Origin of the sequence: Vibrio zhanjiangensis, from assembly GCF_030161235.1 — a bacterium.
GTDB lineage: Bacteria > Pseudomonadota > Gammaproteobacteria > Enterobacterales > Vibrionaceae > Vibrio > Vibrio zhanjiangensis.
The window spans coordinates 17,126-31,668 of record NZ_BSPW01000124.1 but is presented as its reverse complement, the minus strand read 5'-3'; the positions used below and the strand labels follow the sequence as shown (position 1 = coordinate 31,668).

The following is a 14,543-nucleotide window of genomic DNA, read 5'->3' as shown; positions in this document are numbered from 1 at the left end:
GGTACTATCAAAACAGATCAATCACTTAAAGTCATGTCCGAAAATCGGGGGCCACTTCTGTTTCTCGTTATGTTTAATCTTTTTAAGTCGTAGTTCCACCACAGACTCTTCTGTAAACGCTCAATCCTATCTTTGCTGAATCTATATTTAATTAATCGAGCGGGTATGCCACCGACGACAGAATAAGGCTCTACATCCTTTGTTACTACAGAGTTGCAAGCAACAATAGCTCCATTACCTATCTTAACACCCTTTTTGACTGTCACATTCTGACCTATCCAAACATCATGACCTATATGGGTTTCATCAGTGTCTGGTATATCAACTTTATCTATACCAAGGTCATCATAAAAACTTTTCTCATAAGTAATAGGTGATGTTGTAAATCTTTCAATTGGGTGTTGAACACCCATAAAACTTATACCATGAGCCAAAGAGCAATATCGTCCAACCTTGGTATCCAAAGGTAACACCGAATATGAGTAGGACATATAACCCATACTCCACATACCTTTACTTGCTCCAAAGTTACAATATTCTTCGATTTCAACCTTTTGAAGAGGTAATTTGATGTTGTCGAAGATTCTCCTGTTAATAGATATATTCAAGCCACTGATTTTTCTATTAAGACTGATGGTCATCCTTTTCTTTCTTTTATTCATGAGTAGTTCTCTTTATAGAAAGGAGACATAGTTCGCAGCGAAACAAATAGAATTTTTGATTAACTTCTTGTCCGCTTTGGTTTTATGGCATAGAGAGCTTGAAATACTGAAGCATGGTCTTAAATGGTTAAGCATGTGCATAATGAACTCCTAGTCGAATTTGAGTCCACCACTACAGGTTCCAATCTGATTTGGTGGCGAACTGAACTCGGTTGGAACTACCGTGACATAGGAAACGGCCAGCCTTAGCTGCCAAGCTCAGCTCACCATATCAAGTAAGCTAACGTACTCATGCTACAGTACTTAAGCATCATTTATGCCTTGGCACTTATACAACTAACACAAAACGCACGCAAATAAATTAACGTGTTGTACGCCTATATCTGAACGGGGTTCCAATCCCGACACTAAATTTTTAGTGCATGAATAGGCTATTACTAATTGAACAATCTTGTCAATTTTTTTTATGCAACAACTTGACCAGTTTAATTAGATATTCCAAATGGATAGCTTTTATATCATGAGGCAGTAGTTTGGCCACAGACTCCATATCTTTTGACAAAGTATAATTACCACTTTGAATTGCTACTGCTAAATCAAAATAGGTAATATTCAAAGCAGAAAGGTATTTCTCAAGATCTCGGACCCACATGTCAACTTCCCCAGACTCGAATCGTTCAATAGTACGGATTCCAATACCCGTCTCTTCTGCTATCTCCTTTCTACTTTTGCCACTTTGCTCTCTAAATCGACGCAAGACAGCCACTGTAGTTGAAATCTTACCCATTGCACCACCGGATCTGGAGATTAAAAACTTCAAAAAATCCACATATGGAGAGTCGTATAGAATATGTGCTCTAACCCTGTTTCATATGCTGGATTTCTCTTTATCATCCACTACCAATGACGTATGCCATGTATGTCATTTCAATAATATAAAACAAACATCAGGCTTAAGGTTTCAGGAGTTAATGTACTTCCTGAGCAAGAAAAATAATGTATGCGTTTTAAAGCGCTCAGTTGGTGATAATTATATGAATAATACTATTTTAGGAAAAACTAATCCAAAACTGCAAATAATGTCTCTCTTTTTTCACTATATAGATAAATGGAAAGACCCTAGACACTGTATCGTGGCGAGGGGTAATAAATGAATAAAGATCTAATAGGAAAAGCAATGTTACTAATAAGTGATTTGGAGCCGGGAACAGTTTTGGACAAAGAGTTATCAGAACTGGCGATAACAACATTAGAAGAGTTAGTAGGAGTTGCGAGGAGAGAACAGGAAAAGAATGCCTCCTGCTTGAATAATTGAGAATGAGAAACACAACAACGAAACTGATATGTCAGGTCTGAATTAGTACATATCAGGTGGCGAAACGTTGTTGTGTTTTATTTCTGTAGGCGGGTAAGTTACACCACCTTGTTGGCACTAACGCTTACCGTTAGACCACCATTTCGATCAATCGATTTAGTGATGCGAATTATTTTCCATGTACAATTGCTGATCTCAGCTCTCCAACCTGATGCAGTTAGATGGCCAGTAGAAAAAGCTTTGATGAAGCCCCTACGATTAGACGTTGTAAAGTCAAACGTATCGTTATCTGAGGATTGAGAATTAGCTCTGGCATTACAAGCTATTAATGCCTCATCTTCATTTGGGTAGGTATACGCTATTTGAAATACTGTAGAACCGCTACCAGCACTAACTGTACCCTTAGTACCGTTTTCTATATCCTGCCATCTAGCCTCAACAATGCAGGATTCTTCTCTTGTTGATGAGCTGAAACTATAATCTGATACATCGCTTTTATGTATCGAATGACTAATAGCCTTTGTTCCGCGAGCGTTCTTACCTTCACCTTTTTTCAAAATCATCCAATTGTCATTAGACACTTTACTAACTAGTCCAAACTGCTTGGCAATTCTTGTCATTAACGCCATATCTGACTCAGCCGTTTGATCAATGTGCTCAATATTTTGGAGGCCTAACTCATTATCAATCATTGGTTTTAGTCCATTGCGAGACGCTACAATATGGAGCAAGTTAGACAGTGTAATGGATTCCCAAATTTGAGTGCGTTGAGTTTGAATACTATCTAAATCACTGAACCCACCCATAGGTATTGATGTGCCAGAGATTACTACGCGCTCAGGAAAACCACTCTCTGAAAAGTTACTCACTGAAAAAATGCCTTGCGGATAAAGCCGATCCTCAAAGCCTAACGCTATTTTTAACTTCGCTTTTTTGGTTGGCATTTTTTTTATTTTTGAACCATCAAGAGTGATAGATAGTGAATCAGCCTCACCTCCTTCATTATCAGTGATGGTCATAGATATGAATGAATCCTGAATACTATTTGTAATATCATTATCATTCGCCTCAATTCTGTATGCAGGTGCGTAATTTACTACTCGCTCCATAACGTATCCGAATCGTCTTCAATCGGTGGATCATAATTAGGAAATACGATAGTAAGTCCTCCTGGTAATACCGAGCCATACTCACCAAGATGATGATTCGCATCAAGCACAGTAGGAACCGCTTTTTCCGTTCCATATTCCTGAAAGCAAAGGAGGTCAAGAACATCACCGTCTTTAGTTAAATAAGGTTTTCCCATAGAAAATAAGCTCCATAGTAAAATCTTGTTTCTTAGCTAAACCAGCCTGCATAAACTTACTCTCTGTTTTCTGCACAGTGGTTAAACACCAATAGCCCATAACATCACCCGTACCAGAGACTAAAAGCTGTGGTTTGCCCAAATTTCCCTGAACAACCACCTTATCTATCTGGTTAACACCAACTTTTTCAAAACACGTAAAAATAACGCCTTTTAGACTGGCTTTGGGGTTATCCTCTCCGGTATATTGGAGTGAATCAGTTTGTCCAAAGCGTTTCTGACTGGCCCAAGTCCAACTGTATGTTGTAACAAATTGCTGGTAAGCGAGCGTATCAATGGAGAACTTAATCCCTCCCCATTTCAACATGATCCTTTCCATGATTTATCCTATGTTGGTGTCATACATCGCAGCTTCGTGCTTGTTCGATAGTCGATTCACTACCTCACCGGCTATTTCTTTATTGCTCTGCCCTGGTTGAGTGACGATTTCAATCTTCTCAATATTTTGATGAACAGTATTTTTACCTGCAGGATTGGTCTCAGCATTCACCTCGCTCACTCTAGCGGCTAGATTGCTATAACCATAACCTTGGTAAGCTGGCTTACTCTGCTGAGTGTATGCGGCATACCCATTAAGTTTTTGGGGAGCAGGTTTATCTTCATCATCATCCCAACTAAAAGCATCTTTCACTGATGTAGCGATATCAACCAAACCTTCCCACATGCCATAGATGTAATCAAAGAAAGGTTCGGCCCACTGTTTGATTTCATCCCAGTTTTGATAAAGCGCAACACCTGCTGCAACAAGAGCACCAACGGCCACCGCTGCAGCGCCTATTGGATTTGCAGCCATCACAGCATTCACGCCAAGCATGGTTGTCTTAATCGTACCTAGTGTTTTAACCATGCTAATGAGTTGCATACCCATGGTGCCAACGGCCATCACTGCCTTACCTGCCATCATTCCAATAACTAAACTCATAACGGTATCCCAACCACCTATAGATTGAGCCAGTCCGTCTACGTAGCCACCTAAGTCCACCACTGCACCACCAAAGGCAATAGAGCCTTCAACGGCTGATTTTAGAAAACTAACTATCTCTGCTTTGTGCTCTCTAGCAAAAGCGCTCACGCTCATGGCAAGCTCATCAACAACGGGAGCCACTTCACCACCTACAACACCTGCTACTTCTTGCCATGAAGAAGTCATAGCTGTCGTTAATGCGTTATAGGAGGTGTTGTAATCCGTTGCACCATCAGCGCCCTCTTTCGTGAGGTTGTTGATTTTTTTTTGCTTATCCAAGATTGAATCAAGGCTTTTGCCACTGTTTCTAAGGTAAGTGACAATCTTCGCGCCTTCACCACCAAAAAGCATGTCGGCCAAACTGGATGCCTGCTGAATATCACCCACCGACTCTAAGCGCTTCATGATGAATTCAAACTGCTCAACAGCTGACATACCTTCAAGCATTGCTGCATCAACACCAAGAGCACCAAACACATCTGAAACCGTGCCTTGTTCACCTAAACTTTTAAACTCACCAAACTTATTACTAAGCTCTTCAACGAGGTCACCGGTATTCTCAGCATTTAATCCAGCCTCTACAGCGACTGCACCCCAAGCGTTAAAATCTTGGATGCTCATGCCGTAAGATTTTGCCAAAGCATTCTGCTCTGCTGTCGCCTTATTCGTCACTGTGGTAAGTGCAACGACACCTGCAGCAAGACCTCCAACTGCAGCGGTAGTGGCAGCGGCAGCTTTCCCTCCGGAAATTAAATTGGCAGAGAAATTACTGGCCGAAGCAAAGCCTTCAGCGCTTCTCGTGGCATCTTCGATTTCAGCATCAAGCTCTCGGTATCTCCTTGTAAGCAAAGAAACATCAGCACCGGCTAACTTTGCCTGTTTAATTTGCTTAGTAAGCTGCTTCTGCTCTTTCTCTAAATCTTTTACTTGTTTTGTGGCTTTACCTAACTCTTTATCGACAACCCCACCCATACGGGCAAAAGAGTTATCAACGGTGCCCCCTAGAGTAACCACCGTTTTTAAGTTTTGGACTGCACTCATCACTGACTCTTTTTCGGGATGTTTTCAATCATTCGGTTAAAGCGAACCAGATCAAGATTCTCAATTTCTGTCATCGTCCAACTAACGTGTGTTGAAAGTTTAAAAATCACATTATCGAGATCTCTCTCGTCATAGTTCAGCAGGGCTGTGACAACACCGTGTAGGCGTTCGAACACTTTGTGTAGTCACCATTGTCCATTTGGTAAAATAGTTCGACTGGCTCATCGCAAAGAATTGCAAACATCTCTAAGTCACGATCTAAATTGTCGTAAAAATCTTTTTGACCTTGTTTTACTTTAGGATGGCCAACTGAGCCACACTTAGCTCTAAGGGCCAGTTGGTCACGAACTTTAGGACGACGCATAGTAAGCTCTGTGATTTTTCGTCCTTCATGTTCATAAGGAATAGCTAAGATGATTTTCTCTTCTAACTTGATATCTTGTTTAGACATAACGTTCTCGAATTAAAAAAGGCAGCTTAGTTCTTTGAGCTGCCTTGGGTTTATAGGATTATTGAATTACTTTCCAAGTGCTTTACGCGCAGCGGCTAGTTGGTCGAAACCATCAATCTTACGAATCATGTTTTTAGGATCAATTTCATGAATATCTTCATCATTCACCGCATATCGGTAATAACTAAGCTTCATTTCGTAGGTGTATGGAGCACTTGAGTTGGGCGAGTAAGTACCTCGGTCAATCTTGGTTAAAATACCTCGATATTCTTCAATCACCTCTCTGGTTTCACCTGATTCATCATCCATCAGCAAACCACGAACAAACACGGTGACTTTCTTTCCAGTAGGAAGACCAAACAAACGCAAAGTATCCGTGTCTTCACCCATTGTCCATGACGTGGACATGGGACTCATGCCCATATCCATGGGAATCGGCATATCCATACCACCTGACACAAAGTCTTCAGTAATAACCTCTAGCACTGGCGGCGTGTGGTCTACAACATCACCAACTTTATCTTTGCCTCCAATATAAAGGCCATATTTTTTTCGAACCCAGTTAGACATTTGAAATGACCTCTTCTAAGTAACCCATATTGAGACGAGAGCGGAAGATTAAATGCTCCATCGGATAGTAAACGCCAAAATCAAAGTCGAAATAAACAATGCCCTGAGACATGGTTAACGGCGTGTTAAGTTCTTTATCAAGCCAAGCATCACCTCCAGGTATAACGCCTTCATAACGCAACTGCGCCATATAAGACTTAACACCAGATATAACATCTTGAAGATACTGAGTTGTGCCTGGCCTATCGACTGCCCACAAATGCGCACTCTCTATGCTGTCATTAATCATGTCAGCGACACGACGCACACACTCAAACGTCCACTTTGGATCAATTGAGCAGCTCCTATTACCCCAAAAACGATAACCACCTTCACGAATCACGGTGCTAACGCGATTTTCATTTAAAACATTCGCTATTGAGTTCTTATCACTCAGCTCCCATTCAACCGGAACCCAAGTGCCAATCACGTTGTAAATTTCTTGGTTTGACTTGGACCAATGAACGCCTTTTTCCGCATCGATACGAGCACGTAAGCCCGCAGCAAATTCAGAGGTTGGTCTTGGCACTTCTGAGTTAAGTTCTGTATCGTAAACTTTCAGATGTGGCCATTGTATTTCAACTCGACCGCCAAAAGATTTAGCGCGCTTCATTGCATCAATGTAGGTGTCTGTTAGACCACAATCTACATAAGCAAAACCGCGCAAACGAGCCGCTTGGCTTTCAAGTGCTTTAGCTACTCCATCAATGTGAGAGAAGCGAGGAGCAATCAGAATTCGCGGCTTATATTCCGTTTCTGCTTTCGCCTCAGAGAACTTTTCAATAGCTGAAATAATATTTGAGCCATGACTTTCAGGCGCAGTGATTTTCTTCGCACGAACGACCACGACCAACGCTCCAGTTTGATCCATGATACTTTTCATCGACTTATAAGCTTCAGATGTCACGCCAAGCCCTTTAGCTTGACTGATTCGACCTGTCACCAAAACGGGTTTCAATTCTGGGAATGGTTCATCCATACCGCCGGAAAGAAAGCGTTTATTAAAAACATCTGGAGTATTAGCGTTTTCTTCGCTAGACGTCGTAGTACACATAACGAGTCTTTTAGCATCAGCTTCATTATCTATCAGTGCTGGTATATCGGTAACTTTAGTAATCGGATTTGTTTCTTCATCGGTGGCCAAGGTAATAGTGATAGCGCTACCAGAAACAGAGACACTGGCCTCAGCATTCGGTTCGCTGGCATATTGCATTGTAATGCTGATAGCATTGCTGTCTTTACCTGCATCAACTGACGTAAACTTGAGATCGTCATCTAATACGGCAGAGCCGACAGATAACGTGGCTGATGTGGCTTTAGCTGCATCATCAGATTCTAGTGCAATACCAATCACCGACATTTTGGTGGATTTAATGGCGCGAACACCATCATCAATTTCAATGACCTCTGAGCCATGTAAAAATTCAGGCATAAGGTTCTCCATAGAAGTAGAAAAAGAAAAACCAGCGATTGCTGGTTTAGGTTATGGTGTAATCAAGGATAATCTCGGCCGACTAGTGAATGGGAAGCCATCCGTTTGTGGATAATCACTAAGCATTTTTCGGTCTAACCAAAGCTGCCTGATCTCTTCAGTTGTAAACGGTGATGTTCTGTATTCCTCTGGCGCACTTTGATCTTTAATATGCTGATCTATTCGGTCTATAACTTTCTTTAATTCGCTATTACGCCAAGAAACCTCTTCAGATGATTTTATTGGACGGTGACGTTCTTGATCATACAACCAGTTTTGCGTCTCCTCATCCCACGAGTGATGTGTGATGTATGGTATCAATGTGTGCGTATCAGGTATCTCTCCGAGTTCTTCAACCTGATAATCAGCCAATTCACTATCATCTCTGTCTTTCACATAAGCCATCTTTTCTCTGTGATCGGGGATTTGGCACCACTCACCATCAACCAGTTTAAGGCAATGGTCAGGTTTTACTTCATCGGGAAAGCGTACAAACGTATGTTTAGGCGGTAGCTCAAAATAAAGATCTGATACAACAAGCTCAGTACCCCACTCGTCATAGTACTTTTTACCAAGCATAATGTCGTATAGTTCCCAACCTGTCTCTTTCTTGTGTAAAACAGTTTGTGTGTCTGCATCAAAGACAGGAGGTGATTCAATTATCGCCCACGTCGGATATTCGCCATCAGGGGTTCCAATTAAGTATTCAGTACCTCTATCATCCCAATATTTATCAAAAGACCTGTTTCTAATTTCTTTCGACCACTCACCTGTTTGTTGGTCATATTTTGATATCATTCCATCTTCAGACGGTTGATAAATATTCAATGTAAATTCCGTACCTAATGCCGTGCCTTTCGATACAAATTCTGACTTGTTACCTAACCACCACCCATCTTTAGAGAATTGAGAGACATAAACAGTTCGGTCATCTGAGAAAAACGTTTCCATTACCCCAACCTTACAATAAAGTTAACTTTCCAATGATCAATCGTATTTTTGGCTGCTCCAAATGAAGCAATTTGCACTGCGTGGGTGTGAGCACCTATAACTACATGGTGAGCATGGTTACCAGCATGGTTCGTGTAACCCGTTTGAGCGCCAGTCGCACCTGTCACCGGTCTTTGAGTATTAGGATTAAATTGATTCGCATAAATACTGTATGAATGATTGTGAGATCCAGTTACATTAGTTGATTTAGTCCCCAAGTCTGTAGAGCTTGCAATTGAATTAGGGTGGCCGTGCTCTTTAACTTGACCTTCTTCAAAGGTCGCAATGGCTTCGTCATTCTCTTTACCTATCAAACCACAACCGCGCAGGTCTGGTAGATATCCGCTTGGAAAGAGTATGGCAAGATTTGGATTCGCTTCCTTATCAAACTCCTGACCTTTCATGATTGCGAACCCCTGTGGGGCGGAATCTGAAAACCAAGGATAAGGTATACCTATTGGTATGTATCCAGCGGCTTCTTCAAGCTTGCGCTTAAGAAAAGAGGTTCGCCTTGCTAGCTGAGCATGAGGTTTATTATCAATTCCTTCTTTTCCGCCTTGTACAGGATCGGTTTCTTCTAATTGATATACCTCTTCTTCCCAAACAGCTTCATCATTAACTGCTGCCATTTACCACTCCTCGCGTGTAAGTGCCGTCTCTCGGCATCCTTCCGTTATATAAAAACCTTGCCTTTTCGAAGTGCAGACCTTTCAACTCGCATTCCAATGGTGCTACAAGATTTAACATTCTCGTTATCTGATAGGCTTGTTCGATGGTAATAGCACGCTGCAGATAAACTCGATACCAGCTTTCAGCATCTTCCGCACCAAAATAATAATGGCCATTACGTGTCTTACTGCCATCTCGCTTACTTATGTTAAGACCTTCGACTAAAGCAAACTCTTGATAACCTGCATCTCGAAGAACTAAGCGAAGAGCCGCTGGTGTGCCTTTCAAACAATGTACAAAGTAAGCATTTGATAGTGTTTTTCTTTTAAACTCTTCGGGCCAATCCTCGTCCCATTCGTCCACATCAAAGGTGATAGCTAACACATAAAGAAGCTCTTCTGGACACTTAATCGGGTCCCATAGATATCGAATCGGAGAGCTCATATCTGATTTGATTACGTGCTCGAGCGCTGTCTCATACTGGGTTGAATTGGGGGGTAGTAGACTCACTTAGTTCAGCCTCTTCAGTCCGAGTGATATTTAACGATGTACATAAGGGAGCGGTAAAAGAATCACAGACAATGGCTTCGAAACCATTCAAATCTACATCATCGACACCCTCAACTTTCAAAGCCTTATACAATGCGGCTAGCGTTACCTTACCGCCGATTCTATGGGCGTTTTGTAGCTCAACTAATGTATTTTCTCGAGCAGTGCTTAACACCGTGTCTTCTACATGACCGGAAATAATGTCTAATTTGGCATTAATCTCAAACTCTTTGATCTCTGCTGATACACACCAAGGTGTAACACAAAGCGGCCTGACATCTTCCCTTTCGAAGTAGTCTTGTACTACTGATATAACATCAGGCGATGGCTGACCATTACCTTCATGAGATAGCAATACAACTTTAACGTTTCGACCATCCATCCTATGAGGTTTGACATGTTTAATCTGAGGAGATGCGGCCCGTGCATGATAGAGATAGGATTTTGGTGCTCCTGCTGTCGATAATCCATGCCAAGCGAGTTGGCAACGCTCAGCTAAAGAATCATCACTCTCCATGATCGGCGCAATGGGAGGGTTAGTACTATCATCTCCCTCCTGAATAATTTCCCTCTTTAGACCAAAGTTAGCGGCTAACCCTTCTAGATCAGAACCTTTAGACCAAGGTAGCATTGGAGCAAGTGCAGCATCGTTAATTCGTTGACGCTGAATAGTCTCATCATAGGCAGCAAGCTCTAAATGTTTCATGGATGGATCGGACTCAAGTTCAGCGTTCCATTCAGGATACAGTTCTTTAAACTTGGCTTTTTTCCTTTCGAAGATTGATTCAATATCAAGCTCTTCCCTGACTGACGGGGGAGGCAGATTACGGAAATTTACAGTGCTCATTTAATTTTAATTCCTTCGAGTTTTATTGGTTCACCCGTCGGCAAGTAATTACCTTCAATATCAACGGTGACTTGAGCATTACCATTATCAAAAGAGTGATATGTTGATATTCTCGTTACCTCTATTCGTGACTCCCACTGATCCAATGCTTCACCAGTTGCTGCAATGACATCAAGCTTGGTTTCAGAACTCCAAGGAGCATCAATAAGTCTTGGTAACTTGCTGCCATAGTTGCGACGGATAACTCGAGATCCGATGGGGGTGGTAAGTATGTCTGCCACACTTTGTTTTAAATGCTCAAGGCCAGAAAGTGGACGTCCTGTATATCGGTTTGTACCATTGAACATAATTTACCTCATTTGCTTGTCTGGTACGGGATCTTCAGGTTCATGCTTGTGACCGTTGTAGATTGTTCTCATAGCTTGTATTGAACCAGTCGCATCAGACACAGTGACACCTGTGATAGAAGCTTTGGATGTTATGTTTGAGCTGGCCGTTATCTCACCTGTTTGGTCTGTATTTCCAAAATGAACGAGATCACCGTTATGAAGGTAATCACCGTTGTGTATGATATCGATATTCAATGTAAGCGTGTCACCGTTAATCTCTGCGGTTCCGGCTAAAAGGTTTATGGCCAAATGATGAAGTAGACGGTCATAACTAAAATTTGCTCCATCATCAAACACAGATTTATGCACGTTGGGATTAACGTCTGCAGCTGGATTGGTCACATTATTTAGGCCAAGAACGGCAACGCCGAGCCGGAGATCGCCACCTGGTGAGAACAACATGCAGCTCTCCCCCACTTTAGGTGGATTCCATTTGATGACATGACCCGCACGCTCTTCAAAATAACGAAGCCAGCATGTGTGTACTGGCTTGCCGTTTTCGTCTTTGTCATATTCGACCTTCACACGAGGTGGCTCATTCTGAACCGCGTGAATTCGTCCTTCCCTGATACAGTTCGCTAATCGTCGCTGGATCTGTGATATTTCATAGAGTGTGTCTACAGCCATTAACTCCCCTCGTATTCGGGATACAACTGCTCATAATCATCTTTGTGGCCACTTCCGATTCTAGGTGCGAAGCCAGCCATGGCTATACCGTGAGGGTTATATAATTCTGAGCTTAAACATGGATCTATTTTATTCGTCAAAAAGCGTTGGTTAGCAGATATTACATAAACAAGATATTCGTCCAACTCAGGCGATAGTGCGTCATATTCACAAGATGAAACGACTACATCACCTACAGAACATTTAAGACCGAATCGTGATTCATCAAGATAGGCACATGCAGCCATAGCTAAATCACGCAGCAATATTTGCAAGTCTGCACCCGTATTTTCTGGGTTATCTTCTTCAAGGTTGTTGATACCGATATGAAAAGTGAGGCTCAAGTTCCAAGCCTTTTGGCCACCAGCAGGTTGTTCGCTGTCTTTGTCCCAATCACCAACGGAATAGAGAAGAAAAGGTGTGGTAAGCTTGGTGCTTTCTTCTGGATAGCGATCTATCAATTTAAACCAACTAGAGATCTGCTCATGGCCTTGCAGCCAATTCTTAATCGCCTCGTGGTATTCATGCATGTTGATATTCATTTTCTAATCGCCACCCGACCTTTCAAATCTGTAGTGAAATGCTTAATAAAAATCTCTGGTATCAAGCTAAAAATCTCGTCTTCTATCGCCACATGAATTTCATCACTGATATCGACCTTGGCTTCGGTAATATTCCACTTACCTTTTCCGGTTCGAAGATAGATAGAGCGAGGGCCATTCAACCGAGCAATAAAGCCCTTATCGTAAGTTTCAGCCTTTAGTGATGAAGATGAGGGAGAGAAGCTTGCCCCATTGGGCGAACGCTTAGTACCAATACGCTTAATACGCCCTTTAAGAGATCTCACTGGTAACGGATTCAACCCGTACCAAAGTTTGAGCTCATCAAGATTGTTGCCTGTTGCTTTTATCTTGAACTGCTTCAACCTGTTTCGAATCACTTTGCCACTTTTTGCCTGCAGTTCTTCTTTAAGGTGTTTTGAGCTAAGTTTTCTGATAGTTACCGCTGTTCTAGCCAGAGCCCGACCATAAGCTTTCACCATTTCTTTCGGTGTTGCACCAACGCTTTTACGGATTGCTTCAAGCTCATCTAAATCAATATCGAATAGTTGATGTTGGTTGCTGAGCATTCGCATTCTCTCCATCTACTTTGAGATAAGCAATCATTTCACCGTCTTTGTTATCTTCGGTATCCATAACTCGATAAAACTCGCTACGACCGTTAGAGAATTTAATTTCGACCTTGGTTCGTCGTCCAAGGTGATTCGCTTCTGAGGCTTTCAACGATACTCTTGCTGAGTACGTTGATACCTTGCCACCATTATCAAGAGTTGCTATCTGCTGCTCGGCATCGAAGATCCCACGAATCGAATCAACGCCTTGAACTAATACATCCACATTGCCAAATGCGGACATGATTTCTTTATCTGCTTCTGCAAGCAGGCTGTCAAAATCATCAAACATAGAAAATCCTGATAATGGCCCTCAACAATGAGGACCAAAAGGCGCTTAGATATAAGCGCCTTTTGGTATAAAACAAAATGTGTCCATGGTCCCATTAGTTAGATGAGTAAATACCACTTAGTAATTTTGGATCACGACAAATAGGCAGATAGATAGCTCGAGAGCGAATCTCTAAGCCTTCATCATGCTTCATTGGTTCTTTCGTGATGTGGCATTCACGATTTGAAGCAGACGAGCTAGACATCACATCCGCAGGAGCACGTAGCATTCCAAATAGACCTTTAGCGCCTTTAGGGTATGATGCTCCTTCTTCGCAAACTGCATCAGCTTCATCTGTAATAAATTCAATACCACAAATGTTGATTTTGCTTGGGTCATCTGCAAATTGAACAACTCGCTTCGCATGAATCTCTTCTGAGTAGAAGTCTTTAATACTAGCGTGGGTAAGAATGCGCTCGATGAAATCTTGGCCTACACGACACTCAACACCCTTAAGTGTCAGGTGACCGTGGTCTTTGGCAAATTTCATCGTGTCTTTACGCAACTCTTTTAGCAGTTTCGGTACATCAGTACCTGCAGTGCCAAGTTTCAAGTCAACCTTACGCTCTGTAACGCCCATAACTTTAAATAGGTCAACAAGAACAACACCTTTTGCATTTTTTACCTTACCTTTTAAGGCTGTATATGCGGTAAATGCTGAGGTGTAGCGATGATTAGCTTTATGTTTAGTCATATGTGACTTAACTAGAACCGCAAGCTCAGTCGCTTTGATTTTCTTGTCTTGGATAGACGCTACACGGGACAGATCGTCAGGGACAATGTTAGTGTCAAACGGATAACGAATAAGATGAACAGGAACGGCGCTTTCTGCATCGTGCTTATCAATGTTTGGATGCTGACCGATTTCGCCAGGCATTAACACTTGAAGTGATTTACCTGCTTTAACGATCATTACGTTACGATGTTCTACATTCTCTACTTCAAACAGATTAAGCACATCAGCATCAATATGATCCGCAGAGTTATAGCCAGTGGTCAGCGAGGTAAGCGAGAAGGCTTCATGGTCAAAAATAGTAGCTAGTTGTGGCATT

The 14,543-nt window shown here is 42.0% G+C and carries 20 protein-coding genes; 1 reads left to right on the top strand and 19 read right to left on the bottom strand.

Features of this window, described 5'->3' with window-relative positions:
• Positions 1 to 17: 17 nt before the first annotated feature.
• Positions 18 to 662 (bottom strand): CatB-related O-acetyltransferase, encoded by a 645-nt coding sequence (locus tag QQK21_RS22290; RefSeq protein WP_284194375.1) that lies wholly within the window; start codon positions 660 to 662, stop codon positions 18 to 20.
• 454 nt (positions 663 to 1,116) lie between these two features.
• A complete protein-coding gene (locus QQK21_RS22285) occupies positions 1,117 to 1,449 on the bottom strand; it encodes a helix-turn-helix domain-containing protein (RefSeq protein WP_284194374.1) in 333 nt (110 codons plus the stop codon).
• A 363-nt stretch (positions 1,450 to 1,812) separates the two neighbouring features.
• Between QQK21_RS22285 and QQK21_RS22280 the strand changes: the two genes are divergently transcribed.
• A complete protein-coding gene (locus QQK21_RS22280) occupies positions 1,813 to 1,977 on the top strand; it encodes a hypothetical protein (RefSeq protein WP_284194373.1) in 165 nt (54 codons plus the stop codon).
• A 98-nt stretch (positions 1,978 to 2,075) separates the two neighbouring features.
• Here QQK21_RS22280 and QQK21_RS22275 read toward each other — a convergent pair whose 3' ends face one another.
• From QQK21_RS22275 to QQK21_RS22195, 17 genes are all read right to left on the bottom strand, one after another.
• Positions 2,076 to 3,086, bottom strand: a complete 1,011-nt coding sequence (locus QQK21_RS22275; RefSeq protein ID WP_284194372.1) for a contractile injection system protein, VgrG/Pvc8 family — start codon at positions 3,084 to 3,086, stop codon at positions 2,076 to 2,078.
• The gene (locus tag QQK21_RS22270) at positions 3,074 to 3,283 is read right to left on the bottom strand and encodes a tail protein X (protein ID WP_284194371.1); all 210 of its coding nucleotides are present in this window, start codon (positions 3,281 to 3,283) and stop codon (positions 3,074 to 3,076) included. The genes QQK21_RS22275 and QQK21_RS22270 overlap by 13 nt, the downstream gene beginning before the upstream one ends.
• On the bottom strand, positions 3,261 to 3,662 hold the full coding sequence (locus tag QQK21_RS22265; protein WP_284194370.1) for a phage tail protein: 402 nt from the start codon (positions 3,660 to 3,662) through the stop codon (positions 3,261 to 3,263). The genes QQK21_RS22270 and QQK21_RS22265 overlap by 23 nt, the downstream gene beginning before the upstream one ends.
• Positions 3,663 to 3,665: 3 nt before the next feature.
• Positions 3,666 to 5,348 carry a phage tail tape measure protein gene (locus QQK21_RS22260; RefSeq protein ID WP_284194369.1) on the bottom strand — a complete coding sequence of 561 codons (1,683 nt, stop codon included), beginning with the start codon at positions 5,346 to 5,348 and terminating at the stop codon, positions 3,666 to 3,668.
• A gap of 136 nt (positions 5,349 to 5,484) precedes the next feature.
• On the bottom strand, positions 5,485 to 5,799 hold the full coding sequence (locus QQK21_RS22255) for a phage tail assembly protein (protein WP_284194368.1): 315 nt from the start codon (positions 5,797 to 5,799) through the stop codon (positions 5,485 to 5,487).
• Positions 5,800 to 5,865: 66 nt separating this feature from the next.
• Positions 5,866 to 6,369, bottom strand: a complete 504-nt coding sequence (locus tag QQK21_RS22250; RefSeq protein ID WP_284194367.1) for a phage major tail tube protein — start codon at positions 6,367 to 6,369, stop codon at positions 5,866 to 5,868.
• Positions 6,362 to 7,840, bottom strand: a complete 1,479-nt coding sequence (locus QQK21_RS22245; protein ID WP_284194366.1) for a phage tail sheath subtilisin-like domain-containing protein — start codon at positions 7,838 to 7,840, stop codon at positions 6,362 to 6,364. Before QQK21_RS22245 ends, QQK21_RS22250 begins: the two co-directional genes overlap by 8 nt.
• Before the next feature lie 51 nt (positions 7,841 to 7,891).
• On the bottom strand, positions 7,892 to 8,830 hold the full coding sequence (locus QQK21_RS22240) for a hypothetical protein (RefSeq protein WP_284194365.1): 939 nt from the start codon (positions 8,828 to 8,830) through the stop codon (positions 7,892 to 7,894).
• The gene (locus tag QQK21_RS22235; protein WP_284194364.1) at positions 8,830 to 9,498 is read right to left on the bottom strand and encodes a phage tail protein; all 669 of its coding nucleotides are present in this window, start codon (positions 9,496 to 9,498) and stop codon (positions 8,830 to 8,832) included. Before QQK21_RS22235 ends, QQK21_RS22240 begins: the two co-directional genes overlap by 1 nt.
• Positions 9,485 to 10,048, bottom strand: coding sequence for a phage tail protein I (locus QQK21_RS22230; protein WP_284194363.1), 564 nt, complete (start codon positions 10,046 to 10,048; stop codon positions 9,485 to 9,487). Before QQK21_RS22230 ends, QQK21_RS22235 begins: the two co-directional genes overlap by 14 nt.
• Positions 10,014 to 10,934 carry a baseplate assembly protein gene (locus tag QQK21_RS22225; RefSeq protein WP_284194362.1) on the bottom strand — a complete coding sequence of 307 codons (921 nt, stop codon included), beginning with the start codon at positions 10,932 to 10,934 and terminating at the stop codon, positions 10,014 to 10,016. The genes QQK21_RS22230 and QQK21_RS22225 overlap by 35 nt, the downstream gene beginning before the upstream one ends.
• Positions 10,931 to 11,281, bottom strand: a complete 351-nt coding sequence (locus QQK21_RS22220; RefSeq protein WP_284194361.1) for a GPW/gp25 family protein — start codon at positions 11,279 to 11,281, stop codon at positions 10,931 to 10,933. Before QQK21_RS22220 ends, QQK21_RS22225 begins: the two co-directional genes overlap by 4 nt.
• A 3-nt stretch (positions 11,282 to 11,284) precedes the next feature.
• Positions 11,285 to 11,950, bottom strand: coding sequence for a phage baseplate assembly protein V (locus QQK21_RS22215; RefSeq protein ID WP_284194360.1), 666 nt, complete (start codon positions 11,948 to 11,950; stop codon positions 11,285 to 11,287).
• Entirely contained in the window at positions 11,950 to 12,531 is a 582-nt protein-coding gene (locus tag QQK21_RS22210; protein ID WP_284194359.1) for a hypothetical protein, read from the bottom strand. The genes QQK21_RS22215 and QQK21_RS22210 overlap by 1 nt, the downstream gene beginning before the upstream one ends.
• A complete protein-coding gene (locus tag QQK21_RS22205) occupies positions 12,528 to 13,118 on the bottom strand; it encodes a phage tail protein (RefSeq protein ID WP_284194358.1) in 591 nt (196 codons plus the stop codon). The genes QQK21_RS22210 and QQK21_RS22205 overlap by 4 nt, the downstream gene beginning before the upstream one ends.
• Positions 13,084 to 13,452, bottom strand: a complete 369-nt coding sequence (locus QQK21_RS22200; RefSeq protein WP_284194357.1) for a head-tail joining protein — start codon at positions 13,450 to 13,452, stop codon at positions 13,084 to 13,086. Before QQK21_RS22200 ends, QQK21_RS22205 begins: the two co-directional genes overlap by 35 nt.
• Before the next feature lie 94 nt (positions 13,453 to 13,546).
• On the bottom strand, positions 13,547 to 14,542 hold the full coding sequence (locus QQK21_RS22195; RefSeq protein WP_284194356.1) for a major capsid protein: 996 nt from the start codon (positions 14,540 to 14,542) through the stop codon (positions 13,547 to 13,549).
• Position 14,543: the final 1 nt, after the last annotated feature.